The sequence below is a fragment of the Tessaracoccus rhinocerotis genome (assembly GCF_007197885.1).
In the GTDB taxonomy this organism is placed as follows: Bacteria; Actinomycetota; Actinomycetes; order Propionibacteriales; family Propionibacteriaceae; genus Arachnia; species Arachnia rhinocerotis.
Genome location: NZ_VKKG01000006.1, coordinates 257,205 through 275,170 on the forward strand (window position 1 = coordinate 257,205; position 17,966 = coordinate 275,170).

15 protein-coding genes are annotated in these 17,966 nt (G+C 69.5%); 6 read left to right on the forward strand and 9 right to left on the reverse strand.

Annotation, left to right across the window (positions count from 1 at the left end):
- Positions 1-3: 3 nt before the first annotated feature.
- The 6 genes from FOJ82_RS14515 to FOJ82_RS14540 all read right to left on the reverse strand — a co-directional run bounded on the left by FOJ82_RS14515 (position 4) and on the right by FOJ82_RS14540 (position 5,877).
- A complete protein-coding gene (locus tag FOJ82_RS14515; protein ID WP_143939201.1) occupies positions 4-240 on the reverse strand; it encodes a hypothetical protein in 237 nt (78 codons plus the stop codon).
- Positions 241-378: 138 nt separating this feature from the next.
- Complete coding sequence (locus FOJ82_RS14520) at positions 379-2,169, reverse strand: ABC transporter ATP-binding protein (protein WP_143939202.1); 1,791 nt, start codon at positions 2,167-2,169, stop codon at positions 379-381.
- Positions 2,170-2,328: 159 nt separating this feature from the next.
- Positions 2,329-2,823: a discoidin domain-containing protein gene (locus FOJ82_RS14525; protein WP_185975818.1), complete on the reverse strand. Its 495-nt coding sequence runs from the start codon at positions 2,821-2,823 to the stop codon at positions 2,329-2,331.
- The gene (locus FOJ82_RS14530) at positions 2,820-3,542 is read right to left on the reverse strand and encodes a family 20 glycosylhydrolase (protein WP_185975819.1); all 723 of its coding nucleotides are present in this window, start codon (positions 3,540-3,542) and stop codon (positions 2,820-2,822) included. The genes FOJ82_RS14525 and FOJ82_RS14530 overlap by 4 nt, the downstream gene beginning before the upstream one ends.
- A 123-nt stretch (positions 3,543-3,665) precedes the next feature.
- On the reverse strand, positions 3,666-4,160 hold the full coding sequence (locus FOJ82_RS14535; RefSeq protein WP_143939204.1) for a hypothetical protein: 495 nt from the start codon (positions 4,158-4,160) through the stop codon (positions 3,666-3,668).
- A 430-nt stretch (positions 4,161-4,590) separates the two neighbouring features.
- Positions 4,591-5,877, reverse strand: coding sequence for a citrate synthase (locus FOJ82_RS14540; protein WP_143939205.1), 1,287 nt, complete (start codon positions 5,875-5,877; stop codon positions 4,591-4,593).
- Positions 5,878-6,140: 263 nt separating this feature from the next.
- Here FOJ82_RS14540 and FOJ82_RS14545 point away from each other — a divergent pair, with 263 nt between their 5' ends.
- Entirely contained in the window at positions 6,141-6,686 is a 546-nt protein-coding gene (locus FOJ82_RS14545; RefSeq protein ID WP_143939206.1) for a YceI family protein, read from the forward strand.
- A 74-nt stretch (positions 6,687-6,760) separates the two neighbouring features.
- Here the strand turns inward: FOJ82_RS14545 and FOJ82_RS14550 are convergent, their stop codons facing one another.
- The gene (locus FOJ82_RS14550) at positions 6,761-7,006 is read right to left on the reverse strand and encodes a DUF6458 family protein (RefSeq protein ID WP_143939207.1); all 246 of its coding nucleotides are present in this window, start codon (positions 7,004-7,006) and stop codon (positions 6,761-6,763) included.
- A gap of 119 nt (positions 7,007-7,125) precedes the next feature.
- Between FOJ82_RS14550 and FOJ82_RS14555 the strand changes: the two genes are divergently transcribed.
- The 4 genes from FOJ82_RS14555 (at position 7,126) to FOJ82_RS14570 (ending at position 13,357) form a co-directional block, all read left to right on the forward strand.
- On the forward strand, positions 7,126-8,490 hold the full coding sequence (locus FOJ82_RS14555) for an MFS transporter (RefSeq protein WP_342780596.1): 1,365 nt from the start codon (positions 7,126-7,128) through the stop codon (positions 8,488-8,490).
- 171 nt (positions 8,491-8,661) lie between these two features.
- Positions 8,662-10,608 (forward strand): AAA family ATPase, encoded by a 1,947-nt coding sequence (locus FOJ82_RS14560; protein WP_185975820.1) that lies wholly within the window; start codon positions 8,662-8,664, stop codon positions 10,606-10,608.
- The gene (locus tag FOJ82_RS14565) at positions 10,605-11,471 is read left to right on the forward strand and encodes an HNH endonuclease family protein (RefSeq protein ID WP_143939209.1); all 867 of its coding nucleotides are present in this window, start codon (positions 10,605-10,607) and stop codon (positions 11,469-11,471) included. Before FOJ82_RS14560 ends, FOJ82_RS14565 begins: the two co-directional genes overlap by 4 nt.
- Positions 11,468-13,357, forward strand: a complete 1,890-nt coding sequence (locus FOJ82_RS14570; RefSeq protein ID WP_143939210.1) for a patatin-like phospholipase family protein — start codon at positions 11,468-11,470, stop codon at positions 13,355-13,357. Before FOJ82_RS14565 ends, FOJ82_RS14570 begins: the two co-directional genes overlap by 4 nt.
- 34 nt (positions 13,358-13,391) lie before the next feature.
- Here FOJ82_RS14570 and FOJ82_RS14575 read toward each other — a convergent pair whose 3' ends face one another.
- Both FOJ82_RS14575 and FOJ82_RS14580 read right to left on the reverse strand, forming a co-directional pair.
- Positions 13,392-14,567, reverse strand: coding sequence for an AAA family ATPase (locus tag FOJ82_RS14575; RefSeq protein WP_143939211.1), 1,176 nt, complete (start codon positions 14,565-14,567; stop codon positions 13,392-13,394).
- Between the two features lie 157 nt (positions 14,568-14,724).
- Positions 14,725-16,623: an FAD/NAD(P)-binding protein gene (locus FOJ82_RS14580; RefSeq protein ID WP_185975821.1), complete on the reverse strand. Its 1,899-nt coding sequence runs from the start codon at positions 16,621-16,623 to the stop codon at positions 14,725-14,727.
- A gap of 153 nt (positions 16,624-16,776) precedes the next feature.
- Here FOJ82_RS14580 and FOJ82_RS14585 point away from each other — a divergent pair, with 153 nt between their 5' ends.
- Positions 16,777-17,937, forward strand: coding sequence for an ABC transporter substrate-binding protein (locus FOJ82_RS14585; RefSeq protein WP_143939213.1), 1,161 nt, complete (start codon positions 16,777-16,779; stop codon positions 17,935-17,937).
- Positions 17,938-17,966 lie beyond the last annotated feature (29 nt).

Genomic DNA, 17,966 nt, shown 5'->3' on the forward strand with positions numbered 1-17,966 from the left:
GTGTCAGCGCCGCTGGCGACCGCTGTTCCTCGGGTGGTCGCGGGCGGCGCGTTCGTTGCCGTGCCTGTAGTTGCCCGTCACCCGCGCCATCAACTGCTGTTCATCGCCCGCCCCCACGTCGGCGAGGAAGTCCGACGCCCGCCGGCCGCGCAGTACCCCGGCCTGTCGGCCATGGTGGGTGATGGCTACGGTGCCGTCCTTCCGGACGGAGTACTCGAAGCCCTCCGGTGCGTTGCCCATGTCGCCAGTAAACCCCGCCCCCACCCGTTGGTCGAGTAGGGCGCGGAACCACCGTTGGTCGAGTAGGGCGCCCCGCGCCCGTGTCGAGACCCCGCAACCGCTCCCCGACGTGCCCAGCGCCCTTCGCAGGAAGCCCGGTCAGGCAGTGATGTCCCAGTTGAGGAGCTTGGCCTTGTCAGCCTTGGACGTCGAGCCCTGCAGCGTCAGCAGTTCGGAGTAGATGCCTCCGGTGGTGGCCAGCTCGGCGGGCGTGCCCACCTCGTCGATGGCGCCGTCGCGGATGGTGACGATTCGGTCCACCGTGGAGATGGTGGACAGGCGGTGGGCGATGATCAGCGTGGTCCGGCCAGCCATCAGTTCCTCGAGGCCGGCCTGCACCTGCCGTTCGGCCTTCGTGTCGAGGGACGACGTCGCCTCGTCCAGCACCAGGATGGGAGCGTCCTTCAGCATGGCCCGCGCCACGGCGATCCGCTGCTTCTGGCCGCCGGAGAGCTTGACGCCGCGCTCCCCGATCTCGGTGTCGAACCCGCGGGGCAGCTTCTCGATGAAAGCCAGCGCGTTGGCTCGGCGGGCAGCCTCGCGCAGTTCCTCGTCGGTGACGTCGCTGGTGCCGTAGGCGATGTTGCCGCGGACGGTCCCGGAGAACAGCGAGGCGTCCTGGAACACGACGCCGATCTCCCCGCGCAACGCCGCCGTCGGCACCTCGGTGGTGGAGCGGCCGTTGACGGTGATGGTGCCTGAGGTGGGGACGTAGAGCTTCATCAGGAGGTTCACGAGCGTGGTCTTGCCGCCGCCGGACTCACCGACGAACGCGATCCGCTCGCCGCGTCGGATGGCCAGTGACACGTCGCGGAGCACCAGGTCGTCCTCGTAGCCGAAGTCGACGTCGTCGTAGGTGATGACCGGGTCGGTGTCCACCCACTCCACTTCGTGGGCGGCCTCGTCCATCGGGTTGTGGGGCTCGTCGGCCTGGTTCATGACGAGGTAGTACTCGTTGCTGCCCGTGATGGCGCGCTGGGTGCTGTCCACGATGTAGCTCATGCCGGTGATGGGCTGCTTGGCGATGTTGACCAGCTGCACCAGCAGCACCATGGTGCCGACAGTGAACTCGCCACGCGCGGTCTGGATGAAGATGATCAGGTACAGCCCGAAGAACACGAGGTCCAGCACCGCGCGGCGCAGCACGTCCATCGAGTGCCACCACCGGGACTGCTCCTGTGTGATGACCACGGCCTTCTCGAAGCGACCCGTGAACTGCTTCAGCTCCAGCCGCTCCGTGACGAAGGACTTCACCACGCGCATCTGGCCGATGACCTCGGCGAACCGGCCGCCGGCCTGGTCGTACTCCTCGTTCTTGAGCGTCTCCAGCTTCTGCCAGCGCCGCGACGTCAGAGCCGTCAGCCACACGAACGTCGGGTAGATGACCACCAGCAGCAGCGCCAGCCACGGGGAGTGGAACGCGGAGATCACCAGCACCGCCAGCACTGTCAGGATGGTGGTGAAGAAGCCGTTGGCGACGTTCTGCAGGTAGTCGGTGATCGAAGTGATGGAGCGGTTCAGGCGCGAGATGAGCGTGCCGGTGAGCTCCGAATCGAAGTAGCGCTGCGGCAGCCGCAGCAACTTGTCGAAGTAGCGCTGGGAGAGGATCACCCTCAGCCGCGTGCTCATGACGTCGCCGAGGTAGCCGCCGACGTTGGTCGAGAGCGTCGCTGTCAGCATGATCCCCAGCAGCGCCACCGCCAGCCAGACCAGCGTGGTGACGTCGCCGCCCTCGCCCGTGGCCATGTCGACGACAGTCTGCGTGGCCTGCGCGATCAGGAACGGCGCGAGCAGGGTGGTGGCTGCCGTCAGCACCGACGCGGCGATGATTCCGACGTAGAGCGGCCAGAGGGTCTGGGCGGTGCCCATGATGCGGGCGATGCTTCTCACGCCTCACACCCTATTCACCTGGGACAACCCCCGGTGGAGCGTGTCGAGACCACCCCGGCACAGGTCTCGACACGGGCGCGGGGCGCCCTACTCGACCAACGGGGGAGGAGAGGGCGCCCTACTCGACCAACGGGGGAGGAGGAGGGCGCCCCTTCCGTGTCAGCGCTTGAACAGCACCAGGTTGTTGAACACCTCAGTGCTCACCCAGCGGTAGCCGGTCGCAGTCGCCTCGACCACCCTTGCCTCGATGTGGCTGCGGCAACCACCACGACCCGTGGTGCTGGTGTCGCACTCGGTGACCTCCGTCCAGTCCTCACCGTCGTCGGAGACCGAGACGGTCACCTCGGCGGGTCGACCGTTGGCCGAACCCTGACGGGGCAGGAAGTTCAGCGCGCACAACTCCAGCGAATCACCGGCATCCATTTCAACCCAGTGCGGGTAGGCGGGCTCGGCCGAGGACCACTGCGAGTGCCAGTAGGTGCTGGGGTCGCCGTCGAAGGCGGCCGCGACGAAGCCGCTCGGCGCCGGCTCGCCGCTGGTCTGCTCGGAGGACACGTCCACGGGTGTGGGGGAGAAGGTGGGTCCGCAGGTCCCGGTGATGATCACCCCGGCGACGGTGGTGCCGCCGTCGTAGGTGACGGCGAAGCTGATCACGTTGGTGCCGATCGCACCGTCGGAGGCGACGGTGAAGGTCGCATCATGTACTCGTCGGCGCCCATGTGCCAGTAGTCGGTGGTGAAGACGCCGTCGTACTGGTCGACTAGACCGGTGTAGAAGTCCAGGGCCTCGGGATGGGACAGGTCGAGCTGGTTCTGGTTCCGGTTGCCCGCATTGTTGCGCAGCTGCAGATCCGGACGGTGCTCGAGCCAGATGCCCAGGTGGCCCGGGGAGTTGATCTCGGGAATCACGTCGATCCCCAGCACGTCGGCTTTGGCCACCAACTCCGCGACGTCGTCGCGCGTGTAGTAGGACCAGGTGTTGTTGCGCGGATCGTCGGTCTCGAGCTTCATCTCCAACAGGAGGTGGTTGAGCTTGAGGTCCGCCATGTCCGTCAGGAGACGGTCGATGAAGTCGGTCTGGATGTTGATCTGGCACGCGCACAGCGTGACGCCGCGCTCCTCGTACATCGGGACGTCGAGGGACGAACCTGCCGGGAGCGTCGTGGTCTGGCGCAGGAGCTGGGACAGGGAGCGGGTGCCGTAGAAGGCGCCGCGCTCGTCGGCAGCGGTGATGGTGACGCCGTCCGAGGCGATCTGCAGTTCATAGCCCTCGGTGCCCAGTTCGGTGGTGCGGGCGGTGTCGAGGACGATTTCGATGTCGTCGGCGTCTGCGCCGGACGTGGCGATCTCGACTGCCCCCGGGGTGGCCGGCACCAGATCGGTGGCGGCGTTGGCCGGGTTCAGGTAGACGTCAGTTCCTGTGCGAAGACAGCCGCGCGCGGTGCGAACTCGGCCGGCGCGACGATGCGGGTGCTCTCGCCGAGGCTCCACTGGCCCTCAGCGCCGGTCCAGTTGAGCGACGGGATGGTTGGGGGCAACTCCCCGGCGGCGAACGGCGTGATGCCGTCTTCCGGAACTGGGTCCGCGTTCGAGACCAGCGGGAGGCCGACGGTGGCGAACAGGGCCACCGCGGCCCCCAGGCCGATCCTGGCCCATGCGGTGGGTCCAGGTGCCGTCGGCCTGCTGGCTGGACTGCACGAGGGAGCCGAAGATGTAGCTGCGGCAGGCGCCGTTGCCCGTCACCGCGGTGTCGCACTCGGTGCGCCAGCGTCGTCCCTCGTCGGAGAGCCAGGTGCCGGTCTGCCCGAGCGGGTTCTGGCTCCACTGCGCCCTGGTCATTCCCGGCAGGTAGGTCAGGTTGTTGAACTTCCAGCCGGTGCTGCCGACGAAACGGCCGCCGACGAACTCCACCTGGGTGGCCCAGATCTGGGTGGTGCAGCGGGTGGTCTGCGAATACGGCTCGCACGCGGTGTACCAGAAGCGACCGTTCACGTTGTGGTAGCCGGGCTCGCCGTAGACATCGACCCTGCCGGAGGAGGTCGGCGCCGTGGTGGGCGCCTGCGTGGGTGGCGTCGGGCGGGCGGTCGGTTCCGTGGGTTCCCCCGTCGGCTCGGTCGGCTCCTGCGTCGGTCGGACGACTCCTGGGGTGTGGGCAGGACCTCGGACGGGGCGACGGCGCTCGCCGGAGACCCCGAGACCACGACTCCTGTGACCAGGAGTGCGGCCGAGGCCAGTACGCAGGCGAGCTTCTTCATCGGGTTCCCTTCACGACGCTGTGTGACGGGAGTCATGTTGCCCCGCCGCACCGACACCCTCGAGGGTTCAGCCCCAATCGCTCACTCGGCCTGCCGGCGTCACAAGGTTGCGCCGAACGCGAAACCGCCAGCCCCCCGAAGGGACTGGCGGCCTGCTGCAGCTTGGATCAGCGCTCGGTGATCGGCACGTAGTCGCGCTCGGTCTCGCCGATGTAGATCTGGCGCGGGCGGCCGATCTTGCGCTTCGGGTCCGCGTGCTCCTCGCGCCACTGGGCGATCCAGCCGGGGAGGCGGCCCAGGGCGAACAGCGCGGTGAAGTAGTTGGCCGGGAAGCCCATCGCCTCGTAGATCAGACCCGTGTAGAAGTCGACGTTCGGGTACAGCTTGCGCTCGATGAAGTACTCGTCGCTGAGGGCGGTGTCCTCGAGCTCCAGCGCCAGGTCCAGCAGGGCGTTCGACTTGCTGGAGTTGCGCAGCAGTTCGTCGACGTGGCTCTTGATGATGCGGGCGCGGGGGTCGTAGTTCTTGTAGACCCGGTGGCCGAATCCCATCAGCTTCACGCCGGACTTCTTGTCCTTGACCTGGTTCATGAAGGTCTTGGCGTCGAGGCCGTCCTCGCGGAGCTTGACCAGCATCTCCAGCACGGCCTGGTTCGCGCCGCCGTGCAGCGGGCCGGAAAGGGCGTTCACGCCGGCCGACATGGAGGCGTAGATGTTGGCGTCGGAGGAGCCGACCATGCGCACGGTGGCGGTGGAGCAGTTCTGCTCGTGGTCGGCGTGCAGGATGAACAGCGTCTCGAAGGCCTTGACCACCGCTGGGTCGATCTCGTACTCGGCGACGGGCGTGCCGAACGACAGGCGCAGGTAGTTCTCGACGTAGCTCAGTTTCTTCTGCGGGTACATGAACGGCTCGCCGACCGACGACTTGTAGGCGTAGGCGGCCAGCGTGGGCATGGATCCGATGAGGCGCAGCGTGGCCTCCTCGACCTGGGCGTCGTCGTGGGGGTCCAGGTTGTCGCGGTTGAAGGCGCCGAGCGCCATGATGCCGGCGGAGAGCACCTGCATCGGGTGGGCGCCCCGCGGGAACATCCGGTAGAGCTCGCGCATTCGCTCGTCGAGGAGCATGCGGTCGGAGACCTTGTGCTCGAAGTCGGCCAGCTCGTCGGCCGTGGGCAGCTGTCCGTAGATCAGCAGGTAGGAGGTCTCGAGGAAGGTGGCCTGGGAGGCGAGCTGCTCGATCGGGTAGCCGCGGTACTGCAGGACGCCGGCGTTGCCGTCGATGAAGGTGATTGCGGAGGAGCAGGAGGCAGTGTTCACGAAGCCGGGATCGAGCGTCACGTTGCCGGTGGTGGCGAGCAGCTTGGAGATGTCGTAGCCGTCATTGCCCTGTGCCGCCTCGACGAACGGGAGCTCCAGCTCGGTGTCGCCGTGCTTGAAAGTGGCGCTTTCGGTCATGTTCAGATGTGCCTTCCTGGGGACTACGACGTCTGTGCCGCGGTGTCATCAATGGCTGTGCCTGCGTGTGCCCAGCCAACCATACAGCGTTGAACCCAACACTATTCGGGCCGAGACGGGGCGCCTCGGCGGCTTTCAGCGTAAGCGCGGAGGCGCCCTTTGGCGAAAACATGTCCCCCCGGAACTGGTTGACTTTTCAACTAGATGGGTGCATAGTTGAGGATGCAAGCACTTCTACAGACACCCACCCGAGGAGAATCATCATGGCAAACCACCAGGAGCTGAACGGCGAGTACACCGTCGACGCGTCCCACACCACCCTGGCCTTCGTCGCCCGGCACGCGATGATCACCAAGGTCCGCGGCACCCTCGCCGCCTCCGGCCAGGCCGTCCTGAACGCCGCCGACCCCAAGGCCTCCAGCATCACCGTCACCGCCGACACCACCTCGGTGAACACCGGCAACGCCGACCGCGACGCCCACCTGCGCAGCGCCGACTTCTTCGAGTCCGAGACCTACCCGAACATCACCTTCACCTCCACCGATGTCACCGTCGTGGGCGACGACGAGCTCCAGGTCACGGGCGACCTTACGATCAAGGACGTCACCCAGAGCGTCACCATCCCGCTCGAGTACACCGGCACCGTCGTCGATCCCTTCGGCGCCACCCGCGCGGGCTTCGAGGGCAAGCTGCCCGTCAAGCGCTCCGAGTTCGGCCTGACTTGGAACGCGGCCCTCGAGGCGGGCGGCGTCCTCGTCTCCGACAAGGTCACCCTCGAGTTCGACGTGGCCCTGGTCAAGAACGCCTGATCCACCTCCTTCGGGAAGACGAAGGCCCGGACAGCTCTCAGCTGTCCGGGCCTTCGCGCCGTTGGTGAAAGGAATCAGATGCCGTCCCGCGTCTCAGAGCGGGTCACCTGGTCACCGGTGTTGGGGTCGTTCATGACGCGGGTCTCAGTGCTGCGATGCCGCTGCGAAGCGATGAGCGACCAGATCACGCCGAAGACACCGCAGGCCATCAGGATGTAGCCGGCGATGTTGATGTTGAAGAACGAAACCGTGTCCTCGCTGATCGCGAAGGCAAGGATCGCACCCAGCGCCAGCAGGAAGATCGAGGTACCGATACGCATGTCTTGTCCTCTCTAGTACGGAAGCGACCACGGGGGCCGCGTTTCGTCACTCTAGCGCCGACGCGTCCGATCCACGCGCCAGACACCTGCAGTTCACCAATCCTCGCTACGTTGAGCACGTGAACAGCAACCAGCCGCCGTCGGGGCACCTCTACGATCCCGCAACGGCCGACGACGTCGTCGACATCACCCTTGGCGCCCTGCCAGACACGCCCGCTCCCAAGTGGAAGGTCTTCAGTTGGGGCCTGTGGGACTGGGGCACGCAGCCGTTCAACACGGTCATCACCACGTTCGTGTTCTCGGTCTACATCACCTCCTCGGCGTTCGGCACCGAGAACCAGACCTCCATCGCCCTGTCCATCTCGACGGGCACCGCCGGCCTGCTGATCGCCCTGCTCGCCCCGATCCTAGGGCAGGGCGCAGACCGCTCCGGAAGACGCATGTTCCACCTGCGCTGGCAGACGTGGCTGCTCGCGGCCATCTCGGCGGCGCTCTGGTTCGTCGCGCCCGAGCCGTCATACCTCGTGCTCGGGCTGGTGCTGCTCGCCGCCGGCAACCTGGTGGGCGAGATCGCAAACGTCAACTACTACGCGGCCATCGACAAGGTCTCCACCCCCGGGACCGTGGGCCGCATCTCCGGGCTCGGCTGGGGTCTCGGCTACATCGGCGGCATCGCGATCCTGCTGCTGATCATCGCCCTGCGCGGCTCGGAGTTCGGCGCCGACGACGTGCGCTTCTCCATGATCGTGTGCGGCCTGTGGACGCTGGTGTTCACCATCCCGATCTTCGTCGCGCTCCGCGACGAGAAGGTCGAGAACCCGCCGCCGCGCCGGTCCCTGCCCGAGTGCTACCGCGACCTGTGGCGCTCGCTGCAGCGCGTCTACCGCGACAACCCCCACACCGTGTACTTCCTGCTCGCCTCCGCGCTGTTCCGCGACGGGCTCGGTGGCGTCTTCACCTTCGGCGCGGTCCTGGCCGCCGGCACCTTCGGGTTCGAGTTCTCCGAGGTGATCATCTTCGGCGTCGCCGCCAACCTCGTGGCCGGCGTCTCGACGATGGCCTTCGGCCTGCTCGACGACAAGCTCGGCCCCAAGAGGGTCATCCTGATCTCGCTGTCCTTCCTCGTCGTGCTGGGCCTCGGCGTGTTCTTCCTGCACGACCAGGGCAAGACCGTGTTCTGGGTCCTGGGCCTTGCCATGTGCATCTTCGTCGGCCCTGCCCAGTCCGCCAGCCGGTCGTTCCTCGCCCGCGCGATCCCGGAGGGCAAGTCCGGTGAGATCTTCGGCCTCTACGCCACCACCGGGCGTGCCGTCTCGTTCCTGTCCTCGACTTTCTTCGGCCTGTTCATCGTCATCGGCGCCGAGATCACCGGCAGCCAGGAGACGCAGTACTTCGGCATCCTCGGTGTCGTCGTCGTCCTGCTGGCCGGCCTGCTCGTCATGATCCCGGTCAAGGAGGGCGGCCACAGCTTCAGCAAGCAGTAGTCGGTATCAGCGGCCCCCCGGCCGCCTCTTCAGGAGAAGTAGCAGCATTCGTCCCGCCTGCGGGGGACAATCGTCGTGCGGGTCATCAGCGCTGGGGGGTGTGTGATGGGGTTTCGACGGCCTACGGAACCGCGTGTGCTGGCCTCGGCGCGCTCCCGCGGCGCGGCGCCCGTGGGTCCACGCACGAAGCAACAGGCACCCGCGCCCGACCTCGCCCTCCAGCACCCCGACGTCGTGGGTGCGCTGCTGGAGGCCACCGCCTGGACTTGCGCCTACTGCGAGCGCCCGCTGACCGGGTCCGGCCCTGACGGCGTCATCGCCACCCACCACCGCCCCACCTGGGGCGCCGTCGACACGGACGGCACAGTCACCTTGGATGCCTACCGCTGGCTCGCGCTGGTGTGGGACAACATCTACCCGGCCTGTGCCGACTGCGTCCGGGCCAAGGGGACCCGCTTCCCGGTCGACGGCCCCCGCGCGAGGCCCGACTCCGGCCTGTCGGCCGAGCGTGCCCTGCTGCTGGATCCCGCGGTCGACGACGCGGACGCCCACCTCCGGTACGGGGCCGATGGCCAGGTGGTGGCGCTCACCCGGCGGGGCAACGCGACCATCGAGGTGCTGGCGTTGAACCGGGACGCCCTCGTCGGCGCCCGGCGTCGCCTGGCCGAGGAGCCGGGCCAGGTGCTCGGGTTCCCCACGATGCGGCGCCAGGCCGGCGGTCTCCCCACGGGCGAACGGGTGGACCGCGAGGAGATGCAGGGGGCCGCCCCACCGCCGCAGTCCCTTCCGGCCGGGCCCGCCCTGCCGTCGGGCGAGACCGGCTACGACCTCAGCGTGCGGCTGGCCGACGGCGAGAAGCAGCAGTACTTCCAGGCCACACAGTGGATCGAGCGGGTGGTCATCCGGAACTTCCGCCCCATCCGGGAGCTCGAGGTGGACCTGGCGCGCTCCACCAGCGAGCAGGGCCCCTGGACGGTCCTCCTGGGCGAGAACGGCAGCGGCAAGAGCTCCATCCTGCAGGCCGTCGCGTTGACCCTGATGGGCGGTGAGCAGCGCCGCGCGCTGGGCATCGACGCCCGCAGCTACCTGCGCCACCGCGCGCGCAAGGGCCTGGTGCAGGTGTTCCTCACTGGCCGCCGGGAACCGCTCGAGCTGCGCTGGGAGCACGGCGACGTCGAGTTCACCGGCCCCGAGCCGGTGCCGGTGCTGCTGCTCGGCTACGGCGCCACGCGGCTGTTGCCGCGGCACGCCGACGCCGGTGCCGACTCGCGGGCCGTGCGTGTCGACAACCTCTTCGACCCGCTCCTGCCCCTCACCGACCCCACCTCCTGGCTCCTCTCCCTGGAAGACGACACCTTCGCCGACGTCGCGGCTGGCATCCACGACCTCCTCGCCCTCGACGGCGACTCCGAGCTCGTGCGCACCCGCGAGCACGTCCGCCTGCGCCAGGGGCGGGCCGAGTCGGACCTGACCACCCTCAGCGACGGCTACCAGGCCATGGTGGTGATGTCCTGCGACATCCTGCGCAGCGTGCTGACCATGTGGCCGCAGGCGTCGCTGGCCGAGGGCATCGTCCTGATCGACGAGGTGGGCGCCCACCTGCACCCCCGCTGGCGGATGCGGATCGTCACGGCCGTGCGGCAGCTCCTGCCGCGCGTGCAGTTCATCATCTCCACCCACGACCCGCTGTGCCTGCGCGGCGTCCTCGACGGCGAGGTGGTCGTCGTGCGCCGCAACAGCGAGGGCGACGTCGTCACCATCGTCGACCTGCCACCCGTGGCCGGCATGCGGATCGACCAACTGCTCACCTCCGAGCACTTCGGCCTGGGCAGCACCGACGACCCGGAGATCACCGAGCTGTGGGAGACGTACTACTCGCTGCAGGGCCTGCGGCGCCCGGACGACGAGCAGCTGGACCGGCTCGACGCCGTGCGCGCGCGCCTCGACGAACTCGAGCAGCTGGGGACCACCGAGCGCGAACGGCTGCTGCTGGCGGCCGCGGACCGCTACATCGCGCGCCGCCGCGAGGCCGGCGACGCGGTGACGCCGGGCCCGGCAGCCGTCACCGCGGAGCTCTCGCAGCTGTGGGCGGAGAACCTGCCCGGGGTGAAGAAATGAGGAAGGTGCCGCTCCCCGCCGCCCCGCCCGGGCTGGACTCGGAGCGGGCCAGGCAGGAGCGCGCCGACGCCCTCGCGTTCTACGAGGACTGGGACGGCGCCGCGAAGTTCGCGTTCGACGCCTACAAGGCCGCCGACGTGCGGCCCGCGCTGGAGGTGGCCTTCGGCGGCAAGTGCGCCTACTGCGAGACCTACTACGGGGCGACGCAGCCGGTGGCCATCGAGCACTACCGCCCCAAGGGCGCGGTGGTGGTCGAGGGCAGCACGAAGCCCAAGCCGCCCGGCTACTACTGGCTGGCCAGCGACTGGACCAACCTGCTGCCGTCGTGCACCGACTGCAACAGCCCGCGTGGCCAGGACCTGCCGGGGGAGCACCGCACCGCGGGGAAGGCGAACGCGTTCCCGCTGGCCTCCGAGGACACCCGGGCGCACGCGCCCGGGGAGGAGCAGGACGAGGACCGGCTGCTGCTGCATCCCTACTGGGACTTCCCCGAGAAACACCTCACGTTCGTGTGGGGCACCGACTCGGTCAGCGACGGCTGGGTCGAGCCCCGCCGCAGCAGCTCGGGCCGCGTGAGCGCGAAGGGGGACGCCACCATCAGGGTGTGCGCCCTGCAGCGCCGCGGCCTGGTCAAGGCCCGCCGGGAACGGCTGGTCGACCTCGTCGCCCACCTCGAGGGCGTCGTCGAGGCCCGCGACAACGCCGTCGCACACCCGGACGACGCGCGCTTCGTCGAGCAGTTCGCCCGGCGCGTGCGGGAGGTGGCCCGCTTCGTCGAGGACCACGCCCCCTACAGCGCCATGGCCAAACAGGTCGTGGCCGCCTACCACGACAGGCTCTTCGGTCCCAAGGAGGAACCATGACCCGCATCGACCACTACGCGGCGCCGCCCCTGGAGTGCGACATCGTCATGAAGGGCGGCATCACCAGTGGCGTCATCTACCCGAGGGCGGTCGCGGAACTGGCGCGCACCTACCGGCTGCGGTCGGTCGGTGGGGCGTCGGCCGGGGCCATCGCCGCGGCCGCCGCGGCCGCGGCGGAACTGGGTCGGGCAGAGGGCGGCTTCGAGGAACTCGACACCCTGCCCCGCGACCTCACCGCGCCCGGCCCGGACGGCCGCTCGACGCTGTCCACCCTGTTCCAGCCCACCCGGACCGCTGCGCCCCTGTTCCGGCTGCTCGGCGCCGTCGGCGACAAGGAGGGTGCCGCGAAGGGGGCTGCCGTCGTCGGCGGCCTGCTGCGCGGCTACTGGTGGGCTGCACTGCTGGGCGCGCTGCCGGGGCTGGCGCTGGTGGTGCTGGGAGCCCTCGGAACGGGGACCGGTCGGGTGGCCGGGATCATCGGCGGCGTCCTGCTGCTCCTGGTGGGTGTCGTTGTCGGGGTCGCGCTGGCCGCTGGCAGGACCCTGGGGCGCGTCGCCTCCGACGGGTTCGGGATGTGCACGGGCATGCCGGGCGTCGATTCCGGGGCCGCCCCGGCCCTGACGCCGTGGCTGCACGCGAAGGTCCAGTCGCTGGCACGGCGCGCTCCGGATGCGCCCCCGGTGACCTTCGGACAGCTCGACGACGCTGGCGTCAAGCTGCGCATGATGACCACGAACCTCACCCGCCACCAGCCGATGGCCATGCCGTGGCGCAGCCACGAGTACTTCTTCGACCCCCAGTACCTGCGCACCCTGTTCCCCGACGACGTCGTGGACTGGATGGTGGCGCACCCACCCGCGGCGGGAGGGTTCTCGTCGCAGCTGCTGCGCGCCCAGGCCGGGAACCTGCGGCCGTGGCCGGACGCGCGCGACCTGCCCGTTGTCGTCGCAACCCGGATGTCCCTGAGCTTTCCGGTGTTGATCCAGGCGGTCAGGCTGGCCGCCGTCGACTACGGCCAGCCCGGCAACCGCGTTGCCCGCGAGGCCGTCTCCGCGTGGCGCAGGGAGCACCGCGACGGCACCGTCGAGCAGGCGCTGGCCGAGCTGCAGCCGCCGGAGTTCTCGCCCGTCTGGTTCACCGACGGCGGCCTGTGCGCCAACCTGCCGGTCCACTTCTTCGACTCGCCGCTGCCCAAGCACCCGACGTTCGCGCTCAACCTCGGACCGTTCCCGCCCGGGCGCTCCAAGCGGCCCGACGAGCGCGCCAACAGCTACCTGCCGACCGTCAACCAGGGCGGCGCCACCCGTGGCTGGTTCCCGCTGCCGACCGACGGCCTCGGCGCCTGGGGAGGTTTCGCCGGGATCATGCTGCACACCGCCCGGGAGTGGGTGGACGCCGGGCAGATGACGATGCCCGGCTACCGCGACCGGATCGTGACCGTGCACCACACCGCCTCCGAGGGCGGGATGAACCTGGACATGCCGCACGAGGTGGTCTCCGCCCTGGCCGAACGTGGCCGCCAGGCGGCGGGCAAGCTGGTCGCGGCGTTCGGTCCCACAGGTGATGCCTGGACCTACCACCAGTGGATCCGGATGCGCACCTCCACCGCCGGCCTGAGTGGCTGGATGGCGGAGTTCCTCGACTCCTACCGGAGCCCGCAGCCGGTTCCGTACCCGAACCTCGCGGGGGAGGGTGCCGACGCCGAGCTGCCGTCGTACTCCGTGGGGGTGGGGGACCGGCGGCTGGTCAACCAGCACGTCGACGAGCTGGTGGACCTCGCCCGGTCGTGGGGCGGCGACGACGCTCTTGCCAAGGGGGCGCCCAGCCCGCGGCCGCAGCTGCGGCTGGTCCCCGACGACGGGACGGCGGAGGGTCTGAGCGAGTGAGCGTCGGGGCACCCGCCGCGCCCGGCCCGGGTGGCTAGCGGCTGCCCCACTCCCACGGGACGGTGCTGAGGAGGCCCTGGCCCTCCAGTCGGGTCTCGCCGACTTCCTTCACCAGGTGGTGGTGGGTGACGGCGTCCTCCGCGCCGAGCGCGAGCAGCGGCTGGATCAGTGCGTCGGAGTGTGAGACCACCATCACCTGGGTGCGTGTGGCGACGTCCGTCATCAGCCGTGCCAGCACCGGTAGCACGTGCGGGTGCAGGCTGGTCTCGGGCTCGTTGAGCACCAACAGGCTCGGCGGTTGCGGGCTGAGCAGCGCGGTGGCCAGCAGCAGGAACCGCAGCGTGCCGTCGCTCAACTCGTCGGCGCCCAGCGGGCGCAGCATTCCGGGTTGGCGCACCTGCAGGTGGAACCGCCCGTCGGTGCCCTCCGCGTCGATGAGGACCTCGCTGCCGGGGAACGCCTCCTCGAAGGCCCGTGCGAACGGCCCGGCCCAGGCCGACTCGAGGACGGTTTGTACCGCGGCGGCGAGGTCGTGGCCGTCGTCGGCGAGTACCGGGGTCCAGGTGCCGACGCAGGAGGAGCGGGCGGGGGCGGCGGAGTCGGTGCGGAAGCTGTCGTAGAAGCGCCAGCCCGAGACCACCTGCCGCATCCAGCCGATGTCCGGGTAGCCGTCGGGATCGGACAGTTCCGAGAGGATGCTGACCCGGGCCGAGAGCTTTGAGCCCACGGTGCGCGACTCGTCGTCGAAGACGGTCACCGTCGAGTTCTTGCGCTGCACCAGCCGGGAGGCCGGACGCAGGACGGGCGCGGCGAAGATCTCCTCGCGCTTGATCTGGGGGTCGCGGACGAAGGCGGTGGGGCTGGGGATTGGCAGCCCGATGTCGATCAGGTAGGCGAGTTCCGGGGTGGCGAACCCCAGCATCAGGCTGACCGGCTTGCTGCGCGACGAGGAGCCCTGCACTGCCACCTCCCCGCGGCGCATGGCTCCGGAGATCCGTTCGGGACCTGCCCACAGCACCCGGTCCAGGCCGCCTTCGGCGGCCAGGGAGCCGACGACCCCCGAGGTGGCGGTTCCCGCCAGCAGCCGCATCGCGCGGTAGAGGCTGGACTTGCCCGAACCGTTGGCGCCCGTGACCAGCGTGACGGGTGCCATCGGGACGGCGAGGTCGCGCAGCGAGCGGTAGCCGTGCACGGCGAGCGTGGTGATCATGGCGACAACCTACGGGGCCACACTGACGCCTCTCCCGGGCAACCCGCTGAGAACTGAACCGGGAACTCCGTGGGGCCGCGAATGAGTCGTTTCATTTTTTGTTCCGGGTCGCAGTATCAGCAGGGTCTCCGATCGCCCCGCGTGGCGGGGCCGACCTTCACGCCAGGATGGCCTCCACCGCCGCGTCGATCTCGCGCAGCATGGTGGGGTCGGTGCCGGGCATCGGCGCGATGATGGTGTCCCCGCGGGCGGCGTCGGAGGGGATCCCGAGCAGGTGGATGCGGTGCCGCCCGGCCGGTCCGATGAGTTCGCTGGTGACCTCGTCGATGGCGAAGGCCGGGCCGAGGGAGCGGTCGCCGTGGGCGGTCAACCTTCCGAACGGCTGCGCCAGGCCCTGCTCCAGCAGACCGGAGATGATCGGGTCCTGCGTGAACCGGCCGTCGTGCAGCCGAACCCACGCGTCCAGCAGCGCCGGCGCCTCCACCCGGGACCCCTCGATCAGCGGGGAGTGTGCCACGAATCCGGTCTCGCCCACCTCGACCGTGATCCTCGGTCCCACGAAGCGCACCAGTCCTGCGTCCACCAGGGCCAGCAGCTGCGCCGCCCGGAAGGCCGGCGGCCCGGAGCCGATGGTGCCGCCGAAGGAGAGGAACTCGCGCAGGTCACCCTCGTAGCCCTCGGCGTCGATGCCGTCGAAGGCGGCCAGCTCGGTGAGGAACCTGCGCGCGGCGTTGGCCTCCCACAGCCCGGCCTTGAACGGTGAGTCGAGCCCGAGGCGGGCCTCGGCGAGGTCCGAGGCCACCCGGTCGACGATGAACTCCTCGTAGGAGTCCCGGCCCTGCGGGTGGACGTGCTCGTGGAGGAGGGCGTGGAAGTCGAAGGGTGGTAGCTCGTCGGGGAGGAGGTGCACGATGGCCGGGGCCAGCTCCCACGGCTCGTTGGCGTCGATGAGTTCGATGATCGCGTCCAGGTCGATGTCGTGGAACCGGGCCGCGGTCTCGTAGTAGGCCTGGGTGGCGTCGCGGGCGAGCAGGGGGAGGAAGTCCTCGGTGAACCGCAGGGGCCGGCGGGCCCGCCAGTCGACTGCGCAGACGCGGGCCAGCTTCACCGCCGGCGGCAGACCCTCGTAGACCGACTTGGCGCGGAACGGCAGCCCCTTGCGGGAGCCGACGTGCAGGATCGGCTCCTGCCCGCTCGGCACGTAGCGCAGGCGCTCGCCGTCGGGCTCGAACCGGCCGCCGCGGCCGATGGTGAGCATGGACATCGAGTCGAAGAAGCCCATCCCGAATCCGCGCACGATCACCGGCTCGCCGGCACGGATCCCGGAGAGGTCCTGCTCGATGGGGCTGTCCGGCGGCACCCACGTCACGTCCACGCCGGAGGACTCCACGGCGGCCGCGAGCGCCTTGTCCGCGTGGTTGGGCTCGCTCTCGAGCCACCCCAGGGCCAGGGCCACGGCGTCGGCCCGCAGCACCTCGCCGTCGGCCAGCTCCACGACGGGGCGCCCTGCATCGTCGGTGGTGACCCGGGTGGCGCGGGTGCGGTGCCAGACCACCTGCACGTCGGGGCCCAGCTTCGCCAGTGCGGTGCGCAGCACCCAGTCCTGGTAGAGCCCGAACAGGGCACGGCTGGGGTGCGAGCCGGGGCCGGCGGCGGCGACCTCCGCGCGGAACGCCTCGTCGGCGGCGACCAGCTCGACGTCGGCCCCCTCCAGGAACGCGCGGCGGTGGGAGTCGGGGATCGGCGGCGCGTCGGCGGGCTCGCCGGTGATGGTCTCGTGGGCCAGGCGGCACCACTCCCACAGGGTGGGGCCCTCGACGACGGGGCCCGCGCCGCTGAAGGAGTCGTCGGTGAACATGGTCACGGCGCCGGCGAGGGTGTTCATGCACATGTCGCGGTCCTGGTCGGTGCGCCAGAGCCGGCCCGCCCCGGGCTGAGCGTCGTCGACGAGGTGGAGGGTCAGTTCGCGGTTGCCGCGGGCGCCGATGCGCTCGAGCAGGGAGACGCCTCGCGGCCCCAACCCGACGATCACAACGGTCAGTGCCGAATCCGCCACCACTCCACCCTTCTGTTCATGCCCCACCCCGCAACAACCGGGATCGTCTCGATTTCATTCCCGTTCACATGATCGGGAATAACCGGCGCGCGGCGGTGGTTGCCGGGTTCGGACGCACGCCTGCGTCCTGAGTCATCGCAAGGAGTAGGAACAATGCGTCCATCCATCAGGAAAACCCTGGCTGCCACCGCCTCCGCCGTTGCCATGCTGGCCATGGCCGCCTGTGGGCAGGACGCCGGCCCCGCCGAAGGCGGTGGTGGTGAGGACAAGGCCACCAGCGTGACGTTCGGCGTCGTGGGCCCCAAGACCGGTGACCAGGCACAGTACGGCGAGGACTGGCAGAAGGGCTTCGACCTGGCGCTCGAGGAGCTGAACGCCGAGGGCGACGTCGAGTACAAGATTGACTTCCAGGACTCCCAGGGCCAGCCCGCGCAGGCCAGCAACATCGCCCAGAAGTTCGTCTCCGACGACAACATCTACGCCGCGATGGGCGACTTCTCGTCCGCCACCTCCATGGTCGCCAGCCCCGTGTTCCAGCGCGGTGAGCTCGTCCAGCTGGGCATCACCAACTCGCACCCCGAGTTCACTGACACCGGCGACTACATCTTCGCCTCTCCGGTGACGCAGGCCGTCGAGGGCCAGCTGCAGGCCGACGGCGCGAAGGCGCTCGGCGACAAGGCCGCCGTGTTCTACCTCAACACCGACTGGGGCATCACCACCTGGGACGTGTTCGAGGACCGCGCCGCCGAGAACGGCCTGGAGATCGTCTACTCCTCCGCCGTCGAGGAGGCCTCGACCGACTTCAAGCCGCTGCTGCTGAACGCGAAGAACGCCGGCGCCGACGTCGTCTACATGCTCACCTACTACAAGACCACCTCGCTGCTGGTGCAGCAGGCGGGCGACGTCGGTCTCGAGGCCGAGTTCGGGGCCGTAGGCTCCAACTACTCGCTCGAGTTCCTCGAGCTCGCCGGTGACGCGGCCGACGGGGTCTACATGGCCACCACGTTCTTCCCGGCCTCGGAGGATCCCGAGGTGAAGGCCTACGTCGAGGCGTTCACGGAGAAGTACGGGTTCCAGCCGAACCTGTTCAACACCTACGCCTACGACGGCGTGAAGGCCCTGGCGAAGGCCTACGAGGAGTCCGACGGCACCCGCCAGGGACTGCGCGACTCCCTCGCCACCAGCTCCGAACTGCCCTCGATCGTCTACGGCACCTACGGCTTCAACGAGGAGCGTCGCATCGACAACCCGACCTTCCGCTGGATCCAGGTCAAGGACGGCGAGTTCGTCGAGGTCGACCCGCTCGTCGAGTGATCATCCCGGCCCGGCCGAGCGTGGAAGCG

Bases quoted from the DNA above. Each gene is read 5' to 3' on its own strand.
- FOJ82_RS14550 (WP_143939207.1), bottom strand. From the start codon at position 7,006: ATGCGTATCGGTACCTCGATCTTCCTGCTGGCGCTGGGTGCGATCCTT.
- FOJ82_RS14585 (WP_143939213.1), top strand. From the start codon at position 16,777: ATGCGTCCATCCATCAGGAAAACCCTGGCTGCCACCGCCTCCGCCGTT.
- FOJ82_RS14545 (WP_143939206.1), top strand. From the start codon at position 6,141: ATGGCAAACCACCAGGAGCTGAACGGCGAGTACACCGTCGACGCGTCC.
- FOJ82_RS14565 (WP_143939209.1), top strand. From the start codon at position 10,605: ATGAGGAAGGTGCCGCTCCCCGCCGCCCCGCCCGGGCTGGACTCGGAG.
- FOJ82_RS14575 (WP_143939211.1), bottom strand. From the start codon at position 14,567: ATGATCACCACGCTCGCCGTGCACGGCTACCGCTCGCTGCGCGACCTC.
- FOJ82_RS14515 (WP_143939201.1), bottom strand. From the start codon at position 240: ATGGGCAACGCACCGGAGGGCTTCGAGTACTCCGTCCGGAAGGACGGC.
- FOJ82_RS14540 (WP_143939205.1), bottom strand. From the start codon at position 5,877: ATGACCGAAAGCGCCACTTTCAAGCACGGCGACACCGAGCTGGAGCTC.
- FOJ82_RS14570 (WP_143939210.1), top strand. From the start codon at position 11,468: ATGACCCGCATCGACCACTACGCGGCGCCGCCCCTGGAGTGCGACATC.